The organism is Bacillus sp. 7884-1 (assembly GCF_002272245.1).
Classification (GTDB): Bacteria; Bacillota; Bacilli; order Bacillales; family Cytobacillaceae; genus Neobacillus.
The window spans coordinates 23,868-43,772 of sequence record NZ_NPDD01000063.1 but is presented as its reverse complement, the minus strand read 5'-3'; the positions used below and the strand labels follow the sequence as shown (position 1 = coordinate 43,772).

The 19,905-nt window shown below is 38.4% G+C and carries 21 protein-coding genes; 13 read left to right on the top strand and 8 right to left on the bottom strand.

Annotated elements, in window-relative coordinates; genetic code table 11:
- Positions 1 to 23: 23 nt before the first annotated feature.
- The 3 genes from CHI06_RS08300 (at position 24) to CHI06_RS08290 (ending at position 2,588) form a co-directional block, all read left to right on the top strand.
- Positions 24 to 701: a DUF2642 domain-containing protein gene (locus tag CHI06_RS08300; protein WP_095247960.1), complete on the top strand. Its 678-nt coding sequence runs from the start codon at positions 24 to 26 to the stop codon at positions 699 to 701.
- A 336-nt stretch (positions 702 to 1,037) separates the two neighbouring features.
- A complete protein-coding gene (locus CHI06_RS08295; protein ID WP_095247959.1) occupies positions 1,038 to 1,538 on the top strand; it encodes a hypothetical protein in 501 nt (166 codons plus the stop codon).
- A gap of 18 nt (positions 1,539 to 1,556) precedes the next feature.
- Complete coding sequence (locus CHI06_RS08290) at positions 1,557 to 2,588, top strand: DUF418 domain-containing protein (RefSeq protein WP_095247958.1); 1,032 nt, start codon at positions 1,557 to 1,559, stop codon at positions 2,586 to 2,588.
- A 16-nt stretch (positions 2,589 to 2,604) separates the two neighbouring features.
- On the opposite strand, the gene CHI06_RS08285 is transcribed toward CHI06_RS08290, so the two are convergent.
- The 3 genes from CHI06_RS08285 to tnpA form a co-directional block, all read right to left on the bottom strand.
- Entirely contained in the window at positions 2,605 to 4,440 is a 1,836-nt protein-coding gene (locus CHI06_RS08285; RefSeq protein ID WP_095247957.1) for an LTA synthase family protein, read from the bottom strand.
- Between the two features lie 191 nt (positions 4,441 to 4,631).
- Complete coding sequence (locus CHI06_RS08280; protein WP_095247956.1) at positions 4,632 to 5,753, bottom strand: RNA-guided endonuclease InsQ/TnpB family protein; 1,122 nt, start codon at positions 5,751 to 5,753, stop codon at positions 4,632 to 4,634.
- Positions 5,754 to 5,762: 9 nt separating this feature from the next.
- Entirely contained in the window at positions 5,763 to 6,161 is a 399-nt protein-coding gene (gene tnpA, locus CHI06_RS08275) for an IS200/IS605 family transposase (RefSeq protein ID WP_095247955.1), read from the bottom strand.
- Positions 6,162 to 6,453: 292 nt separating this feature from the next.
- Here tnpA and CHI06_RS08270 point away from each other — a divergent pair, with 292 nt between their 5' ends.
- Positions 6,454 to 7,737 (top strand): MFS transporter, encoded by a 1,284-nt coding sequence (locus tag CHI06_RS08270; protein ID WP_095247954.1) that lies wholly within the window; start codon positions 6,454 to 6,456, stop codon positions 7,735 to 7,737.
- A 26-nt stretch (positions 7,738 to 7,763) separates the two neighbouring features.
- Here the strand turns inward: CHI06_RS08270 and CHI06_RS08265 are convergent, their stop codons facing one another.
- Complete coding sequence (locus CHI06_RS08265) at positions 7,764 to 9,524, bottom strand: ABC transporter ATP-binding protein (protein ID WP_095247953.1); 1,761 nt, start codon at positions 9,522 to 9,524, stop codon at positions 7,764 to 7,766.
- Positions 9,525 to 9,645: 121 nt separating this feature from the next.
- Between CHI06_RS08265 and CHI06_RS08260 the strand changes: the two genes are divergently transcribed.
- Positions 9,646 to 10,008, top strand: a complete 363-nt coding sequence (locus CHI06_RS08260) for a DMT family transporter (protein ID WP_095247952.1) — start codon at positions 9,646 to 9,648, stop codon at positions 10,006 to 10,008.
- The gene (locus CHI06_RS08255; RefSeq protein ID WP_095247951.1) at positions 10,008 to 10,322 is read left to right on the top strand and encodes a DMT family transporter; all 315 of its coding nucleotides are present in this window, start codon (positions 10,008 to 10,010) and stop codon (positions 10,320 to 10,322) included. The genes CHI06_RS08260 and CHI06_RS08255 overlap by 1 nt, the downstream gene beginning before the upstream one ends.
- A gap of 36 nt (positions 10,323 to 10,358) precedes the next feature.
- Here the strand turns inward: CHI06_RS08255 and CHI06_RS30415 are convergent, their stop codons facing one another.
- Together CHI06_RS30415 and CHI06_RS08240 are read right to left on the bottom strand one after the other, a co-directional pair.
- Positions 10,359 to 10,805, bottom strand: coding sequence for a peroxiredoxin family protein (locus CHI06_RS30415; protein ID WP_257009215.1), 447 nt, complete (start codon positions 10,803 to 10,805; stop codon positions 10,359 to 10,361).
- A gap of 126 nt (positions 10,806 to 10,931) precedes the next feature.
- A complete protein-coding gene (locus CHI06_RS08240; RefSeq protein ID WP_095247948.1) occupies positions 10,932 to 11,675 on the bottom strand; it encodes a C39 family peptidase in 744 nt (247 codons plus the stop codon).
- Positions 11,676 to 12,062: 387 nt separating this feature from the next.
- On the opposite strand from CHI06_RS08240, the gene CHI06_RS08235 reads away from it, so the two are divergent.
- From CHI06_RS08235 to CHI06_RS08215, 5 genes are read left to right on the top strand one after another with little or no spacing between them, the layout of a single operon-like run.
- Positions 12,063 to 13,013, top strand: a complete 951-nt coding sequence (locus CHI06_RS08235; protein WP_095247947.1) for an ABC transporter permease — start codon at positions 12,063 to 12,065, stop codon at positions 13,011 to 13,013.
- Positions 13,006 to 13,956 carry an iron chelate uptake ABC transporter family permease subunit gene (locus CHI06_RS08230; protein WP_095247946.1) on the top strand — a complete coding sequence of 317 codons (951 nt, stop codon included), beginning with the start codon at positions 13,006 to 13,008 and terminating at the stop codon, positions 13,954 to 13,956. The genes CHI06_RS08235 and CHI06_RS08230 overlap by 8 nt, the downstream gene beginning before the upstream one ends.
- The gene (locus CHI06_RS08225; protein ID WP_095247945.1) at positions 13,953 to 14,714 is read left to right on the top strand and encodes an iron ABC transporter ATP-binding protein; all 762 of its coding nucleotides are present in this window, start codon (positions 13,953 to 13,955) and stop codon (positions 14,712 to 14,714) included. The genes CHI06_RS08230 and CHI06_RS08225 overlap by 4 nt, the downstream gene beginning before the upstream one ends.
- A gap of 19 nt (positions 14,715 to 14,733) precedes the next feature.
- Positions 14,734 to 15,681 (top strand): siderophore ABC transporter substrate-binding protein, encoded by a 948-nt coding sequence (locus CHI06_RS08220; protein WP_095248045.1) that lies wholly within the window; start codon positions 14,734 to 14,736, stop codon positions 15,679 to 15,681.
- A 49-nt stretch (positions 15,682 to 15,730) separates the two neighbouring features.
- Complete coding sequence (locus CHI06_RS08215; protein WP_095247944.1) at positions 15,731 to 16,036, top strand: antibiotic biosynthesis monooxygenase family protein; 306 nt, start codon at positions 15,731 to 15,733, stop codon at positions 16,034 to 16,036.
- A 74-nt stretch (positions 16,037 to 16,110) separates the two neighbouring features.
- Here the strand turns inward: CHI06_RS08215 and CHI06_RS08210 are convergent, their stop codons facing one another.
- The gene (locus tag CHI06_RS08210; RefSeq protein WP_095247943.1) at positions 16,111 to 16,596 is read right to left on the bottom strand and encodes a hypothetical protein; all 486 of its coding nucleotides are present in this window, start codon (positions 16,594 to 16,596) and stop codon (positions 16,111 to 16,113) included.
- 433 nt (positions 16,597 to 17,029) lie between these two features.
- Here CHI06_RS08210 and CHI06_RS08200 point away from each other — a divergent pair, with 433 nt between their 5' ends.
- The gene (locus tag CHI06_RS08200; protein WP_095247941.1) at positions 17,030 to 17,434 is read left to right on the top strand and encodes an acyl-CoA thioesterase; all 405 of its coding nucleotides are present in this window, start codon (positions 17,030 to 17,032) and stop codon (positions 17,432 to 17,434) included.
- Between the two features lie 28 nt (positions 17,435 to 17,462).
- Here CHI06_RS08200 and CHI06_RS08195 read toward each other — a convergent pair whose 3' ends face one another.
- Positions 17,463 to 18,239: a GNAT family N-acetyltransferase gene (locus tag CHI06_RS08195; protein WP_095247940.1), complete on the bottom strand. Its 777-nt coding sequence runs from the start codon at positions 18,237 to 18,239 to the stop codon at positions 17,463 to 17,465.
- A 306-nt stretch (positions 18,240 to 18,545) separates the two neighbouring features.
- On the opposite strand from CHI06_RS08195, the gene CHI06_RS08190 reads away from it, so the two are divergent.
- Positions 18,546 to 19,886, top strand: a complete 1,341-nt coding sequence (locus CHI06_RS08190; RefSeq protein WP_095247939.1) for an alkaline phosphatase — start codon at positions 18,546 to 18,548, stop codon at positions 19,884 to 19,886.
- Positions 19,887 to 19,905 lie beyond the last annotated feature (19 nt).

Sequence of the window (19,905 nt, the reverse complement as noted above, 5' to 3'; positions counted from 1 at the left end):
ATACGAATAAAAGGAGAATATAAATGAATGCGTATAACGAATTAATGGGGAAAAATATTGAAATAGAGATTTCCGGGGGGAATTTTCATACGGGGACTTTGGTTGATTCAGGATTGGATATTCTTGTTTTATATGTGGGTAGAAGTCAAAGGTTCCATTACATTCCAGTCGTTCATATTCAACGGGTGAAAGAAGCAGAACAAGACCAAAATTCAATTGTGTATGAACCGCCTTCAGAAAAACCGATTGAACCTGATTCCCTTTCTATTTCATTTCGTGGAATATTGACGAATGCCAGGGGAAGGTTTGTAGAGGTATATGTAACCGGTAATAAATCCATACACGGCTATTTGACGAGTATCATGAACAATCATTTTGTCTTTTACTCACCTGTATTCAAAACCGTGTTTATTTCGATGGATCATGTTAAATGGCTCATTCCCTATCCAGATCATAGTTCACCCTATTCCATCAACAATCAGACCCTTCCAGCAGCTCCTGCCTCCATTCCATTAGCGAGAAGTTTTGAAGATCAGTGCAAAAAATTAGAAAATCAGCTTGTTGTTATTGATGGTGGTGACAGCAGTGAAAAAATAGGTTTACTTCAAAAGGTCTCGAATAACCAATTAACACTCATTACGGCAGAAAGGGATATCGTTTATCGAAACTTAGAGCATGTCAAAACGATACATTTCGCATGAATACTATGGGAATTAAGTCGATTATTAGAAAGAAAACAAAAAGTAATCCAAGCTTGTATGGCTGACAAGGATGGATTACTCTTTCGCTCAAGCGCGAGAATATTGAACCGTGGTATAAGGGGGACCGCGGTTTTTTTTGTTATACTTATGGTAGTAATAAAATATGATTTGATCATTCACTTTGTTCAGGATTTAAGATAAAAATGTTGTTAAGGGGAATTGTAATGTGGAAATTTGCTCATAGCGGATATAATCAACCTAACGCTGATATAATTCATTTATCGCGGATATATCTAATTAAGAGCACCAACCACTCCAAAAAAGGGAGGAAAAAGCTTGCCTCATAAGCTATGGATAGCAGTAAATAGTATTTTAATTGTGTTTTCGTTTATTTATATTTGGTTTTTCCGTCCGCATGACAGCAATTTGGTAATAATCGCTCAGTTTCTCGCACAAATGGCAATGATTCTGTTTTTAGTTAATATCAATATGTATTTCATCTTTTTAGTGATACGCAAATCTTCCGTTAGACAGATAAAGATACGTCTTGCCAGATTCTCAAGAGCCATGATGAAATGGCATATTAAGATAGCAATCACCGCTACAACGATTATTATTAGTCATGCGGCAATCAATTTATATGAAATTGCACCAGTTATCGGGTTTGGCGACCCAAAACTAGTCAGTGGCTATCTAGCCATATCCATCCTGCTTTTTACATTATCTGCAGGTTATTTGCGCCATAAAAAGTCATCTGGATTTAGACGAAAGTTCCATCTGACGACTGCGATGGTGTTTTTTCTAGTTTTCCTTATACATATGTTTATTCCAATATAATGGAGGTAGGAACTTGCAATGAAGCCGACTGAGGGTAATAAACGAATAGATATACTCGATTATTTACGGGGCTTTGCATTACTAGGTATCATTCTTGTGAATATCCTGCCGCTCTTGGCAGTTAAAATGCCTGAACCGGGATCAGCGGATGCAATTTATCAACGATTTCTCTTTTTATTTGTTGAGGGCAGATTTTATACACTTTTCTCGTTTTTGTTCGGTGTTGGCTTTTATCTATTTATTTCAAGAGCGAACTCGAAGGGGAAAAATGGCTATGTTTTGTTTTTAAGAAGAATCGCAGCTCTATTTATCTTAGGCTGGTTCCATGTGAAATTTCATCCTGGAGAAGCGTTAACAGTTTATGCGGTTACTGGGCTCCTTTTACTCCCATTTTATAAAGTGAAAAAAGAAATTAACCTTGGTATTGCTCTAATATTCCTGATTGCCTTGAGTTTCATGGCATTTAAACTATTTATGGTGGTACCGTTAATGCTTCTTGGGATTACTGCAGGTCAATATCGACTATTTGAAGATTTGGCAGAAAAGTTAAAAAAGGTGTCAATCTTTACAGCTCTTTTGCTAATCGTAAGTATTGCGGGGCTTATTTATCAATTTCAACATGTTCCGGCTTATCCATTTGGTTTTTATTCAGGAGTGGATGAAGCAACTTACCAATTTTTAAGTATAGGAATCATGATTGGGCCACTTGTCTCAGCTTTATATGTTGGGGTCCTGATTTTGCTGTTGCAATTACCGTTTGTTCAAAAGCTGTTATCCCCTTTGAAAAGCTATGGGCGGATGGCGTTGACAAATTATATATTTCAAACTGTCTTTATCTACTTAGCTGCTTATCTATTCAACTTGTTTGAGTCATTAACCTATCTCCAATCTCTGATTCTTTGTCTAACGATTTATGTTATCCAGCTTATCTTTAGTGTCATCTGGCTTCGATATTTCCAATATGGTCCTTTGGAATGGATTTGGCGTATCGTCACTTATTTAGAGGTTCCATCAATGAGAAAACGAGTAAAAGAAGGACCTGCATCCTAGCATGCAGGTCCTTTACTCATTCATCTGTTTGTTCTTTACGGATATAATCCGAGTACTGCATGATGGATAAGGTGTTATCCATTCTTTCTTGAAGTCGATTGGTATTCTTTGTTTTCTTCATTGTTTTTCGGTCGTAGATCGACGCAGGAAGCTTTGCACTTGGTGCTGTGTAAAAGGTTTTATCGCTGATAAACGAACCCCCAGGCAGGTAATAACGCATTCCTAACAGATTCTTTTTATAGTGAAAAAGATTGTGCCCGATCATTTGTGAATCATGTTCTATGCCTAGCAAGTTTAATAGAGTCGGCATCAGGTCAATTTGACCTCCAAGATGGGAATAGGTTTCACCCTTAAAGAGACCAGGTACCGTAAATAAAACCGGTACAACAAAGCGGTCCTGCATATTGTATTCATGTCCTAGGACTTCTTTTAAAAGAATTTTATCGTTATCGGTAACGGGTGCACCGTGCAGGCCAGAGTGATCACCATAAATCAGAATCACCGACTCATCGTAAATACCAAGCTTCTTTAACTGATTAATGAATAACCCAATTTGTTCATCCGTATAACGAACAGATTGGAAGTAGTTGCCGACGTAGGTATCCTTATAGTTTTCCGGCAAGTCTAGAAACTCATATTCCTCTGGCATTTCAAATGGTGTATGACTTGTGAGTGTGATGATGTTGGAATACATCTTGTCGTGTGTCTTCAGCTGTTTTGGCAGCTGTTCCCCAACAAAGCTAAACAGCACTTCATCTGCAGGACCGAAGCCAATTTCCTTTTCGTCAGGAATCTCGCTGCTTGTATAGATATAATCAAATCCCAGTGCTGGATATAATTTATCGCGATTCCAATAAGTAATATCATCAGCATGGTAGGTTGCAGCACCGTAGCCGTTCTTCTTCAGCGTCCAAGCAAGTGCTGGAATTTCCGTACCCTCCAAGGTATTTACTGTGGGATCCATGCCTTCCGGATACAAGGAAGTATGCATGAGCCATTCTGCGTCTGATGTATTACCAGCTCCAATTTGTTGATACACGTTATCGAAATAAGCACTTTCTTTTATAAGAGCATTTAAATACGGCGTGATTTCCTGTCCATTAATTCTTTGATTGATGGTGAATTCCTGCAAGGACTCCACTTGGATAATAAAAACATGACGGTTTTTTGCAAGCCCAAAGGTGTCGTGTTTATCAGCAGGAACAAAGGTATTGCCTTTTAGCTTTTCAAGCTCCTTTTCTGACAGGTGCTCTTGACTGGCAAAAGCTGTTCCAAGGCTGTTTTCATAGGCCTGAACGAATTGTGATTGGATATAGCCATGCTTTTTTGCAAAATAAGAAACATCAATCAATGGATAGCGAAAAGCGATAATCGTCATAATGAGTCCAATACAGCCAAAGCCAATGGCAAATCTTTTTGCCGAAACAAAGGATGCTGCGTTTTTCTTGAAGTACCAAATAAGTGGAAGGACCAAGACAACATCTAAGAAAAATAAAAAGTCATATGGACTTCCGAGGAGGGCAACGGTTCCGCCAACGGAGTTTGATTGATAGATTTGTTTGACGTCGTAATAGGATGGAACGGTTGAGAAATAGCGAGTATAATAAACGACGACGATAAACAGAACCGATAAGAATAGGTTATAAAGCCAAATAGCTAACCAGGTCCGTTTTTTAAAAAAGATCATAAGGGCTGATAAAGCAAGGGCCCACATCGGAAACTCAACAAGGATGACATGAAAAAATGATGTGTTTTCAAAAACTACAACCTGAAATGCATAAATTTTTATAAACAAAACAACCAATAGTAATACAATTGGATGAAGAAAATCGGAAACTGAAATCTTATTCATAAAAAACACCTCTATAAGATACTCTTCTCTCGTGAATAACCCTTCCTTATCGACCTTCTGGTCAGATTGAAGAAGAGGCTTCCTGTTTCATCGACCGTAGCATAGTGGGAATTTCCCAATATGTCTTACACAGTCTCCATAGGCGTAGATTATACTGATTGGACATAACCTTGCCCTACAGTTTGTGATATTTAGTTTGTCACTAGCAATTCATCTAAACCTCTCTGTAAGATGTTCAGACTTGCGTTATAATCCCTATCTAATACCGTTCCGCATTTCGTACAGACATGAGTACGAATGGAGAGGGATTTCTTTACTCGATTGCCACAACAAGAACAATCTTGTGAAGTGAAATTTGGTTCTATTTTTATAAGTACACCGCCATGCTTTTCGCATTTATATGCCAACATATTACGGAACATACCCCATCCGGAGTCAGAAATAGACTTTGACAATTTTCTGTTTCTAACCATATTTCGGATATTTAGATTTTCTACAGAAATAACTGAATAGTCTTTCGATAGGTTGTAGCTTAGTTTATGAAGAAAATCTTTGCGTTGGTTTGCTACTTTCTCATGTAATTGTCGAATTCGTTGTACCTGTTTGATGTAGTTGGCAGAACCTTTTTTCTTTTTAGAAAGGGTGCGTTGTGCTTTCTTTAGTTTTTTTTCTTTCTTGCGAAGAAACCTAGGATTCTCGTACTCTAAGCCGTTAGAAAGAACGGCATACTTATTTAGTCCAACGTCAATTCCTATTGAGTTACTCGTATCAATAATAGGTGATATCGCTAGTCTTTCGACACAGAAAATAGCGTACCATCTTTTACCTTGACGTTTGAGGATAAGTTGTTTGATTGTTCCTTCTATGGGTCTATGAAACAGAATATCTATTTTGCCTAGTTTTGTATTGTATAGCTTGCTATTATCAGAAAAAGACATGGCCATCCTTTTGCCCTTATTATTGGATCCAAATTGAGGAAACGTCATACTCGTATAATCTTTATACTTTTTTTGTTTGGGATATTTTGCATCTTTACGAAAGAAATTATCAAACGCCTTTTTTAACCGTACAAAAACTTCCTGTATAAGTTGAGAAGGTACTTCTTTTAGAAACGGATATTTCTTCTTATCAGAAGTTTGTTGTCTTTGCATGTCGTATCGATTGTATTTTTCTTTGGCTTTTTTATATTTGCGTTCTTTGTCTAGAAGTGCAGAATTGTAGGTTTGACGACAGAATTGTAGCCAACGGTCTAACATTTCTCTTTGTTTTTCTGTTGGAAAAATCTCGTGTTTTTGATTCAACAACACTGTCATCACCTCCAGTTATTTTTGTCCTTGCGTTTCAATATATTGTTTTAGAATTCCTAACGGTGCTCCACCTACAGTTAGCAGGCAATAGCTTTGAGACCAAAAGTATTCTTTCCATAATTTCTGTCTGATTTTAGGAAATTCATTTTTAATCTTTCTTGAACTGGCACTTTTATAAGCATTAATGAATTTTGAAAGCTCTGTATTAGGCTTAGCTGTAATAAGAACATGAACGTGGTCAATATCGTGATTCCATTCTTTAATAGTAATATGATACTTTTCCCCAATATTTTCAAATATGGTTTTTAATCTTGTTGAAATAGTATCATCAATTACACTTCTTCGATACTTCACAACCATGATAAGGTGATAATTTAACTTGAATACTGAATGATTATTTGTGTCTAATTTCACTGTTTTAACCCCTATTTTATTATACGACTGAGCAGTGAAGAACACAAAGCAAAGCCTTCGGCATACGCTAACCGAAATTCATCCCCTCCCTATCCTTGAGCTTGAGGAAGGGGAATTCTTTCGGAAATTCGTTAAACTTATCAAAACTCTACAATTCTATCAACTAATAGTAGAGAAATAAATATTAATTTTCTGAAACCTTGGTATTCCGCTGAAATAAATTTTCCAATATGATATGATTATGCAGAATTTTGGCAAAAATAACTTTATAACGTTCTTAGGGAGGAATAAGATGGAGGTTAATAATCAAGAGGGGTCAGTGACGCTTCCAACAGGAAAGCCTGCAGGAAGTATTTTTAGCAATAGAATTGTTTTAGCTATTATGTCTTCAAACTTTTTACTGCAGTTAGGAATTTGGATAAGAAACTTTGCCATTTTACTTTATGTTACCGATATTACTAATAATAATCCGGTATATGTTTCATTAATTTCTGTAGTTGAATTTGCACCGATCTTTATCTTTTCTTTTATTGGCGGAACATTTGCAGACCGTTGGAAGCCTAAACTAACAATGGTTTGGTGTGATATGTTATCTGCTGTCTCCATTGGGTTAGTGTTGTTAGCACTTCTATATGGGTCTTGGCAGGCAATATTCTTAGCAACACTCGTTTCAGCCATTCTATCACAGTTTTCCATGCCTTCGGCAATGAAGCTATTAAAGCAGCATGTTCCTGGTGAGCAATTACAATCTGTTATGGCCATGTTCCAATCGTTGATGGCAATTTTTATGGTAATTGGTCCTGTTATAGGAACACTCGTCTATCAAAGGTTTGGAATCTACGTATCAATCGGCGTTATGGGAGCGATGTTTTTACTTTCCGGGCTTGTATTAATGTTCCTTCCCCGTGATTTAGAGAAGGAAAAATCGAATGCTGAGAATAATTTTAAGAAAGAGCTCGCTGATGGTTTCCGCTATGTCCTATCCAAAAAGATATTAAAATCAATGGGCAGCGTTTTTACAGTTTGTGGTTTAGCGGTGGGACTGATTTCACCCCTTGCGATATTTGTAACAATGGAGAAATTGCAAATGCCAAAAGAGTTTCTACAGTGGTTATTAATGGCAAATGGTGCTGGTATGTTACTTGGCGGCGGAATTGTTATGGCTTTTTCCAAGAAAATTTCTCCGCAAAAGCTCTTGGCACTTGGAATCTTTGCAAGTATGTTTTTTACGATTGGGGTAGGCTGGTCTACCAGTGTTGTATTGACGCTTGTTTTACAAGTATTAAACGGCATGTTCTTCCCATGTATTCATATTGGAATTAACACGATTATTCTTAAGTATACAGAAGAAGCGTTCATAGGGAGGGTAAATGGTGTACTTAATCCATTGTTTATGGGAACGATGGTAATTGGAATGTCAGTGGCAGGAGTAATAAAAGTTCCCATGACGTTATCTGGGGTCTACACCCTTTCAGGTATATTATTTTTGCTTGGTGCTTTACTAATCGTTCCTCTTTTTAAAATAAAAGAGGAGGGGGCAAATCTGTCAATGACAGAGAAGCAGCCTCAGGTCTAGGATGAAAAAGGTGCGTTAAGCTTAGCTTAATGCACCTTTTTTGTATTTTCTTGACTTGTTAGTTGTTGTTCTGCAAATTCACGGTATAAATCATGGAATTGTGTTAATTCGTGATGGGTGCCAATTCCAGTTACTCGCCCTTTTTCGATAAAAATGATCTTATCCGCATCCACTATGGTTGATAGGCGGTGAGCAATGACAAAGGTAGTACGGCCTTCCATTAATCGGGATAAAGCCTGCTGCACAATTCCTTCTGATTGGCTGTCTAAGCTTGCCGTTGCTTCGTCCATCATTAAAATCTTAGGGTCACGTAAAAAGGCTCGTGCGATGGCAATGCGCTGTCTTTGCCCGCCAGAAAGTTTTACCCCGCGTTCACCAACCTCTGTGTCTAATCCATCCAAAAAGGATTTAATAAATTCACTTGCATACGCCATCTCACAAACTTCCCAAAGCCGTTCATCAGAAATAGATTCATCACTCGTCAGCCCGTAACATAAATTTTCGCGGATGGTTCCTGCCATCATCGCACTTTCCTGTGAAACATAACCAATTTGACTGCGCCAGGTTTCAGCTGATAAATCAGTGATTGGGATATCGCCAACTATTATTTTGCCTGAGGTCGGTTCGTAGAAGCGTTCAAGTAAGCCGAACATGGTAGTTTTCCCGCCGCCGCTTGGTCCTGCAAATGCAATCATTTCCCCAGGCTGGGCTTCAAATGACACATCTTCAAGAACAGGTTCATCTTCACTATAGGAAAAAGAAACATTCCTAACTAGAATAGGTTTATTACCGATGTCTAATTCCATTCCTTTTTGTCCTTCTTCAAGAGGAAGGTTTAAAATATCAATAATCCGTTCGGTGGCTCCTTTTGCTTTTTGTAATTGTGTAAAGAACATAGCGAAGCTTGTAATTGGAAAAATAATTTGAAAAAGATAAAGTAAGAATGCAACAAGTGACCCGGTGGACATCGTTCCATTTGCCACTCGCATGCCTCCGTATCCAATAATCATCACGATTACAATCATGACAACAAGGTACATGGTGGGAGCGATTAAAGCCGTAATCCGTGCTTCTTTTAAACCAAACCCTAGTAATTTTTCGATTCCTGATAATCCTTTTGTCTCTTCATGCTTTTCTGCTGTTGAAGCCTTCATTAATCGGATTTCGCTCAACGTTTGTTGAATATTACCGGTAAAGGTGGCCGTTTCATCCTGTAAACCACGAGAAATCTTCGCCATCTTCCTGCCAAGCGGCATCATAATAATAAAGGTAAGAGGAACAGATATTAACATTAATAATGTCATTTTCCAATCCATAATCAGGAGAATTGTAATGGCGCCGATAATCGAAATAATACCTGTAATGAATTGTGGGAAGTGATTTGAAATTAAATCACGGACAATACTCGTATCGTTGATAACACGGCTGACGGTTTCACCACTGGATTGTTTATCAAAATAGCTTACGGGTAAACGGATTAATTTGACCCACATCCGTTCACGGAGCCGGGCGACAATTTTTTGACCAACAAAGCTTAAAAGGTAAATCGATACCCCGTTTATGACCGCTTGGAAAATAAAAGCTGCTCCAATTCCAATCATAAGCGGAACACTTAAGGAGGATACCGAGAAGCCATCTACTAAGTTTTTGGTTAGTACAGGAACAAGAAGGCCCGCAAGTGTGGTAATTAGGCTTGCAGTCAATCCGATACCTAATGCAAGCTTGGGGATTTTGGCGGATAAAATAAGCGAAATAAATGGCTTTAAACCATCTTGTTTAGGGTTCATTATGTATGACTCCATTCCAAAAAATGACTTCAATTAGCATGATACTTACATATGAAGTGATATGCAAATGATATTTTGATAAGATGGAGCAAGGTAAAGAAAGAGAGGAAATATAGATACGATGAATGAATCAAAAACAATAACAAATTCAAATACAGCGAGTGAATCCAAAGCATGGTTGTACGTTATAATTGCAGGATTTCTTGAGGTGGTCTGGGCAAGCGGGTTTAAATATGATGAAGTTCCTTCCCTTGTTGTTCTTATAGCCATTTTATTAAGTTTTGATTTAATTATTAGAGCTACAAGAGTTATTCCGGTTGGGACGGTATACGCTGTTTTTGCCGGGATTGGTACTATAGGAACTGTCATTGTCGAGGTTATCTTTGAAAATGGCTCTGTCAGTCCATTAAGAATACTCCTTATTTTATTACTGTTGGCTTGTATTATTGGCTTGAAATTAACAAATAAGGAAGGTGAGATTTAATGGATTGGCTGATGCTTATTTTAGGAGGATGTTTTGAAGTTGTTGGGGTTATCGGTTTGAAAAGAACGGCCGATAAAGGTAACATTGTGAATTATCTCATACTAATTGGAGGATTTATTATGAGTTTCCAGCTGCTCGTTCAAGCAATGGAAACGATACCGCTATCAACGGCCTATGCCGTATGGACAGGGATTGGAACGGTTGGGGCAGCAGTTGTTGGAATGGTATTCTTTAAGGAATCAAAAAGCTGGCTTCGAACAGCGTGTATTCTAGGAATTATTTTCTCAGTCGTGGGTTTAAAGCTCGTTCATTAATAAAACATCTCTCGAATAATCGGGAGATGTTTTCGTTTAATGCGTAGTTAACTTTTCAAGCTCTGAAAATACAGCTTCGTAATCCTCTTTTTTATCTGCTTTAAAGGAAGTGTTGATATAGGTGATCATTCCATCTCTATTGATAACAAAGACGGAGCGGATGGCGACTTCACCTTTTTCGTTAAACACCTTGTAATCTTTGATTGTCTGCCTCTTCCAATCGGAAGCTAGAGGATAGGGCAATGTCCCCATACTGGCAGCAAAAACTCGGTGCGAGTGAATATGGTCGGCACTGATTCCAATCACCTCTGCACCTAACTGTTCAAATCTTTTGTAGTCCTCTTTCCAAGAGGCGATTTCTTTAATTCAGCCTGGAGTAAAATCCATTCCATAAAAAGCAACCACCAGATTCATCTTTCCTCGATACTCTGAAAGAGATAGGGGGTCCTTTGTGGTTGCGGGTAATGAAAATTCAGGGGCCATGTCCCCAACTTTCAAGTTTGCTTCCAAGAAAAATCACTCCTTTCTAAAAATTATATCCATTGCTAGGTTTTCCATTATCAAGAAAAAATAGACAAAAAAAAGATGGTGACAGGCACCATCTTTTTTTCAATACGTTATAGCCTGGCTTCCGAATTGGGCCCAGCTTGTTACAAAGTTTTGAAAATCTGCAGATCTATTTTGGTCGGGAAAAAAGGGATCATTAAAATACACATGGTTTTCATCATACCCCGTTACAAGGACCGAATGGACTTTTCGCGTGATTTTGATTTCACCCTCATTTGTAGTCCAAGTTACCCAGTGTTTCTCCGGTAAATAGGTATATGTGCTGCCGACTATCACCCAAACGGGTTTACCATCGTTAAGCTTTTTTTGCACAGAAGAAAAAGGATCTCCGGTTATATTATCAATTTGGTTCGGGAGGTATTGATTTGCAAGGTCCTCGATGACCTCATGATAAACACCTAATCCAGGTTCATTATAGGTGTACATATTGCCGACAAATCCTTGATGGGGATTTCCATAAATGCCATCACTTAGATAGGGTACCTTGGGTATTTCATCTGCAAGAGTGAGCTTGTCAACTGGAACTCCTGCAAAATTTAATAACATTGCCAGGCTGGTCACTTCACAGCCACGTGGAAGTTCAGGAAATTGCATTAATGCTGGAACGGATAATAATATGCTTTCTTTCATAAGGGTCCCCTTTTGATATACAACTACTGTCCGATCCACGTGAACATCCGATTTATATTCTGCGCTCGTTTTTATCGGAGAGATAGAAGCATAGTAGATGGGAAAGATTAAAAGGAGGCTTACCAATGCTATTTTTGGGGGTTGATGATTTTTCATGTAAGGAGCTCCTTTTCTATATCTCTAACTATCTAAGATTCTAGAAATTAATGCAGTGACCGCTGAGGCTAAGCTATTACTTTTTACCTAATTATTACTAATTCCCCATTGAAAGGGATTTCTCCTCCAAATAGTATTTTAATCCTTAAGGTAAAGCACTCTATTGAAGATTTACGAGGTTAAAACCATATTTATGTCACAAATTATTCAGAAATCAGTGAAAATAGTTCTTGATTGTTTATTGACTATACAAATTACACTGTTTATAATCAAATGTATAGGACGTTGATAATGATTTTCAATGTCATTTATTTTTGTTTCTAAGTGATAAGAATTCTCGATTAGAATGAGAATGAGAGAATAATAGAAATGTTGGGGACTGCGATGATGAAGAAAAGATATTTACTACTAGGATTAATACTCTTATCTGCTGTTTCCTTGTTTGTTGGGGTCAGCAGTATATCACCATTGGACTTGTTAGATTTCCAATCTGAGGAGACCCAGATTTTCCTTATCAGCCGACTGCCAAGGCTAATAGCAATCCTGCTTGCAGGAGCTGGGATGAGTATTGCAGGTTTGATTATGCAACAGCTCAGCCGAAACAAATTTGTTTCACCGACGACGGCAGGAACTCTTGACGCAACAAGGCTTGGTATCCTTGTTTCTATGCTGTTGTTTGCAAATGCAACCATGCTTGAAAAAATGGCAGTAGCCTTTGCTTTTGCACTTGCAGGTACATTTTTGTTTATGCAAATTCTTGATCGAATCAAGTTTAAAGATGCTATTTTCATCCCGCTTGTTGGGTTGATGTTTGGGAATATTTTGTCCTCTGTAACGACTTTTTTCGCGTATCGTGCTGACGTCATTCAAAATATGTCTGCTTGGCTTCAGGGTGATTTTTCAATGATTATGAAGGGAAGATATGAACTCCTTTACATAAGTCTACCGATATTAATCATTGCTTATTTCTATGCTAACCGTTTCACTGTGGCTGGTATGGGTGAGGACTTTTCAAAAAATCTTGGGCTTGCTTATCGCCGGATTGTAAATATTGGTCTGATATTGGTTGCACTGGTGACCACGACGGTTGTTTTGACAGTGGGAATCATTCCGTTTTTAGGCTTGATTATTCCGAATATCATATCCATTTTCAAAGGCGATCATTTACAAAAAACATTGCCGCATACCGCACTCCTAGGAGCTATATTCCTTCTGATTTGCGATATATTGGGCCGGGTGCTCATTTATCCATATGAGATTTCGATCAGTCTCATGGTTGGTGTAATCGGAAGCGGAATTTTCTTATTCTTACTGTTCCGGAGGAAGGCATATGCGTAACTCATTAAAATTGGTCATACTCGCACTGATCGCTGCGGGAGCTTGTGCCATCTATTTATTTCATGATTTAAACGGCAGCTTTGGATACGCCCTGCCAAAACGAACGATAAAAGTGCTGGCAATGGTTTTAACAGGTGTAACAATCGCTTATGCAACGGTTGTGTTTCAGACGATTACCCATAATAAAATCTTAACACCGAGCATCATGGGATTGGATTCCCTATACATGCTCTTACAAACATTAATTATTTTCTTTTTGGGCTCCGGTCATATGTTTATCGTCAATAAACAGGTGAATTTTTTACTCTCTGTTGTCGTAATGATCGTATTTGCACTCTTTTTATATAAGTTTCTATTTAAAAAGGGCAGTCAGCCAATCTACTTTTTATTACTTGTGGGAATCATTGTAGGAACGTTTTTCTCTAGTATCTCTACTTTTTTCCAAGTGTTGATTGATCCAAATGAATTTCAGATTGTTCAAGACCGCATGTTTGCGAGTTTTAATAATATTAATTCAGACTTAGTCTGGCTGGCTATTATCATCGTTACCCTTGTGATGATATATGCATGGCGTTTTTTAAGGTATTTAGACGTCTTGTCTTTAGGCAGGGATACAGCGATTAATTTAGGGGTTCCGTATGATTCGATTGTCAAGAAAATGCTTGTAATTGTTGCAGTTTTCATTTCAATTTCAACTGCATTGGTAGGACCGATTACCTTTTTCGGATTAATTGTAGCCAATCTATCTTATCAATTTTTCAAAACATACAAACATACCACCCTGATAACGGGCTCGATTCTTATGAGTATCATCGCCCTGGTTGGCGGACAATGGGTGGTTGAAAGAGTCTTTACTTTTTCAACAACGCTAAGTGTCATTATTAACTTTATTGGTGGAGTGTACTTCATCTATTTACTTCTAAAGGAGAGGAAAGCTGCATGATACAGGTCCGAGCTTTGTCAAAGTTATATGGTAAAAAGTCGGTCGTTGAGGATGTAACCGTTGATATTCAGCCGCGGAAAATCACGAGCTTTATTGGTCCAAATGGAGCAGGCAAATCGACTTTACTATCAATGGTAAGCCGTCTTCTTGATTCAGATACTGGTGAAGTGCTGATTGACAAATTTGATGTGAAAAAGATGAAGTCTAATGATTTTGCCAAGAAGGTTTCGATTTTAAAACAGTCCAATTACATGAATGTTCGTTTGACGATTCGTGAACTAGTATCCTTCGGACGTTTTCCTTATTCTAAGGGACGATTAACAGAAGAAGACGAACGGATGGTTGAGCAATCGCTTGAATATATGCACCTAACCGATATGCAGGATAACTTTTTAGATGAGTTATCAGGTGGTCAAAGGCAGCGCGCATTTATCGCGATGGTTATCGCTCAGGATACAGAGTACATTTTGCTTGATGAACCCTTAAACAATTTAGATATGAAGCATTCCGTTCAAATTATGAAAATACTGCGCCGTCTGGTTGATGAGCTTGGTAAAACTGTTGTCATCGTGCTTCATGATATCAACTTTGCGTCTGTTTACTCCGATCGTATTGTAGCGATGAAGGATGGTAAGGTTGTGAAAGATGGACCTACAGAAGAAATTATTGAATCAGCCGCATTAAAAGAGATTTACGATATGGATATTCCCATTCAGAAAATGGATGGCTGCAGAATTTGTGTTTATTTTAGCTCATGAAAAAAGGAGAGATTTAGGGATGAAAAAGTGGAGTTTTTTAGTTTTAATGGCATCAATGATTTTATTATTAGCAGCTTGTGGGTCAAAGGAAGAAAGCAAAACAGAAACAACCGATGCAAAACCTGCAGCGGCTGAAAAAATGACGATTGAACATAAGTATGGCAAGGTGGAAATTGACAAAAATCCAGAGAAAATAGTTGTTTTTGACTTTGGAATTTTAGATACACTAGATGAACTTGGTGTGGAAGTAATTGGAGTTCCACAGACAGCAGTCCCTGCCTACTTAGAAAAATACGCTGGTGAAGGATATACGAACGTTGGAAGCTTAAAAGAGCCTGATTTTGAAGCGATTCATGCGATGCAGCCGGATGTTATTTTCATCACTACGCGCCAAGCTGAATTATACGAACAGTTTGCAGAAATTGCTCCAACTGTTTATGTGGAATTAGATTATACAAAATACATGGAGTCATTTGAGAAAAACATGAACCTTGTTGGTGAAATTTTTGACAAGAAGGATGAAGTGGCTAGCAGAATAGAAGAGATTAAAGCAAGTGTTGATGAGTTAAATAAAAAAGCTTCTGCACTTGATAAAAAAGGGTTAATCGTCTTAGCAAATGAAGGAAAAGTAAGTGCCTATGGACCAAGCTCACGTTTTGGCGTCATTCATGATGTATTTGGTTTCGGAGCAGCAGATGAGAAAATTGAAGTATCAACGCATGGTCAAAGCATTACCATGGAATACATTATGGAGACAAATCCAGACGTATTGTTTGTCATTGACCGTAACACAGCAGTAGGCGGCGAAGCCGGTGCTGAAAAAGTAATTGAAAATGAACTTGTCAAAAAGACAACTGCCTTCAAAGAAAATAAAATCATCTACTTAGATCCAGATGCTTGGTACCTAAGCGGAGGCGGACTACAATCTGTAAAACTTATGGCTGAAGAAATCGAAGCTGCATTATAAAATTACGAGCCAGGTATCCTACCTGGCTTTACTTTTAGGGAGGGTTTTTATGTTTTATCAAATTAGAAGAATTGTAGTGAAAGAGGGATTTAGTGAGCAGGTAGTCGAGAACTTTTCAAATCGTGGCGGCTTGATGGCTCAGCGGCCTGGATACATTGGAAAACAGATTTTGGTGAAAAAGGTTCGTCGCGGTGAAGAGGAAGTAATGGTTATGATTCAATGGGAATCTGAAGAGGATTGGAAAAATTGGGAGAAGAGTCCAGAGCATATCGCCGGTCATAAGGCGAAGCCCAAGGCAGAGAAGCCTGAGTATGTTGTTGAATCCAGTCACGATCTTTATTATGTAAAAGGATAAATTATGAATGACGTCAAAAGAGGCTGACATGAATGGTCACATGCTGTGATCGCATTCTGTCAGCCTCTTTTGTTTTATTTCTTTTCAATCTCCACGTTATTTTCTTGTGCCAATTCATCTAACTTTTTATTATAGTCTTCAATTTGCAGACGACCTTCTTCTAATAATTGGTTGGCTTCTTCAATCATATTTGAATCTTGTTTCTCTATAGCTTCTTTAATTTTTTCAAAGGCACTTAGCTGAAGATTTGCTCCAGAAAGGTATATCTCATGGATTTCTTTCAATTCATCACTTTCAATATTTGCGCTCTCTAATTCATTAATTAATTCAGTGTAGTTCGGAATTACCTCGTTAACCAGGGCATCATGCATGGTTGGGTCATCCTTATAATTCGCCCCTGCAACACCCTCATATGCCGAAACAGCCTTATCCTCCAGTTCCTGTGCAGTCTTCAATTCCTTATTTATATAATTCAAAATGTCGTCCTGAACCGGCCCCCCGCATCCAGCCAAAACAAGTAAACAACCAAAAACCACCAGAGCCAACACGCGCTTAACCATAACTCCACCTCCACCCGACCATTATATGAGCGAATGGAAGTCCACTATGTATGAACAAAATCGGAATGATTTTGTAAAAAACAATTGTATGCCTAACAATCTTTATGCAAGTCCAACATTTGATAAAGAGACAAGAATAATTATGGATAAGGATGGATTGAAAATGGCAAAGAGAAACAGAGGAAAGACAATAAACTACCTGCCATCTAGAGGCCGAGGGACATGTCCTTTGTGTGGGAGGACAAGAATTAAGCTGTTATATCCGTATAAAACAGAAACAAACCAAACCATTAAGGTATGCAAAAACTGCCGGATTAAATAACATAGAGGTTGCCTGATTCAATAATGAGTCAGGCTTTTATCATTTATGCAGGGTTTCCAACTATACAAAGCGAAATACATATATCATATCAAGTTATGAGGGGATGGTTGGATGGCTTATACAGAAAGGGAAATTATAGCTCAGTCGGATTTTTATCATGTTAGTAATGTAAAACTATATGAATATCTGGATGACGCGCGTTCTGAATGGTATAAATATAGTGTATTTATTGGTGTAGAATCAGTTTTAGTACATATTAGTGCTGATTTTAAGAAAGAAATCTTCGACCGAGACCGGCTCCGGATTTTAACAGCGCTTGAACGGGTGGGGAATACTAGCTTGACACTCAAGCAGACAGTGATGAATCAGCGTGATGAACAGGTCGTTACTGCTGAGGTTGTTCTAGCGACAATTGACCGCGAAAAAAGGACGAAAGTTACCGTTCCAAATGAAATTCGCAAGCTTATGGAAGAGCCTTTAGATTTAAAACTCCATTTATTAAACAAAAATCCTTAGGATTCGATTCCTAGGGATTTTTAAATACTTATTCAAATTTTGGTGACATGCATGGTGTTGAATAACCATAACAGCGGAAACCATGCTTTTCAAGAATGGGTTTGCTCATAGAACTGGCATCGACCGTAAGTAACGGATAACCGCACTCAACAGCTTCACGTGCACGGATCGCTAGGAGCGAACTGTAAAAGCCTTTCTTGCGGTAATCAGCTAAGGTTGAACCTCCCCAAAGACTTGAAAATGGTGTGCCTTCATGATGATACATCCAAGCTGCACTAACTAATTTTCCATCAACAAAGGCCCCATAGAGGGAAAGGTTAGCAGAACTGTCATTAAAATCCCGAATAAGACGCTCACCTAAATCCTGGTGATTGTGGTTCCAAACTTCATCCTCTAGTTTGATAATTTCCCAGATTTCCTGTTCCGTCATAATTTTTCTTACTTCCGGAAGAATCGGAATAGGAAGCAGCTGATTTGTTTCAGTTAAGTCAGAAATCATGAGTGCCTCGGATTCTTCTAGTGTAAAGCCCTTTTTTCGCAGTCTCTCTATTAAATCTAAAGGTTGATCGTAATCAAAAACCTTCCACTCGAATTGTTGCTTTAAGTTTTTATAATAAGCAATTTGCTCCTCTATGACACGGTCGGCATTCGTTTCATCCATTTTCGAATAAGAGATAAACCCTGGTTCAGTCGTTAACGAAACCTTCCTAATAACAGAATCGGTCCGTTCCATTAGAGAATCTGGCTCAATCAATTCAATCCGTAAGTGTTGATTATAGAGATTTAAAATTGTGTCTCTGTCCATAAAAACCCTCCTTATAAAAATTAATCATATATTAATTTTTTCCTAGTTAATAGATGTTTTATTTTGATATTTCGATAGATTTGCGATGGTGGCAATGATGGTGACAGGCACCGCCCGTGGACAGTGTCCACCTCAGGCGGACGCTTCAAACAAAAAAGGGATTGGCACCAGATTTGGTCCCAATCCTTTTTTGATTTATAGAGAGTTTTTGGATGATATTTTTGATAGGAAAGTATTCAAATGGATAATTTTTTAATCATCTAACCATAATAAATAGCATTTACTACATCTGGAGGAAAATGGAATATGGAACTTTTGGTAAAGTGGATATTTATGATGGTTATCAGCTTATCCCTTATTTTGACGTCCTCTTTTAGTACCAGCAGAGCCGCCACTGTGAATGAAGGAAATGGGGAAATTAAAAATATTATATTTCTTATTGGTGATGGGATGGGGGTTTCCTTCACATCAGGATATCGTTACTTAAAGGATAACCCGGCCACCATAGAACTAGAATCAACAGAATTTGGCCCGTATCTTGTTGGCCAACAGACGACCTTTCCAAATGATCCCAGGTATAATGTGACTGATTCTGCTGCTTCGGCAACGGCGATGGCGACCGGTGTAAAGACCCATAATGGAGCAATTGGAATAGGAAATGATCACTCAAAATTAAAATCAGTCCTTGAAGCTGCAAAGGAAAAAGGGAAAGGAACAGGGCTCGTTGCCACTGCGCCAATTACCCATGGTACCCCTGCAGCCTTTGGTGCGCATGTTGCCCAAAGGAAAAATATGAGCGCGATTGCGGATGATTATTATGATGATTTAGTAAATGGTAATCATAAGATAGATGTATTACTTGGCGGTGGATCAGGCTGGTTAATCAGGAAAGATAGGAACTTAGTAGAGGAGTTTGCTAAAGATGGCTACAGCTATGTAACAAACCTCGAGGAGATGAAGAACGACCATAATCCCCAGGTGTTAGGGTTATTTGCAAATGGCGGCCTCCCGAAAATGATTGATCGACCAAAGAGCGTTCCTTCCCTAGCGAATATGGCAGGTTCAGCGATAGAGAGACTCAGTAAGAATGATAATGGATTTTTTCTAATGATTGAAGGAAGTCAAATTGACTGGGCAGGACATGACAATGATATTGTAGGTGCTATGAGTGAAGTGGAAGACTTCGAAAAAGCATTTAAAGTCGCTATCGACTTTGCAAAAAAGGACGGACGTACATTAGTGATCGCAACAGCTGACCATTCAACAGGGGGATACACGATAGGGTCACATGGGCAATATAATTGGTTTAGTTCTGTGGTAAAAGCAGTGAAGCGGACACCGGATTATATCGCTATGAAAATAGCTAAGGGAGCAAATGTGAAAGATACGTTAACGAAATATATCGACTTTCCATTAACAAGTAACGAAATAAAATTAGTCGAAAGTGCAGCACGAACACAAAAAGCAAAAAACATCGACAATGTCATTGAAGAAATCATTAACATTCGTTCCTTCACAGGCTGGACAACAAAAGGACACACAGGTGAAGATGTAAACGTTTATGCCTTCGGACCAGGAAGTGAACGCTTCAAAGGGCAAATCGACAACACCGACCACGCCAAAATCATCTTTGACATTCTGAAGTGAGGCTGGTTCCTGAGGTTGG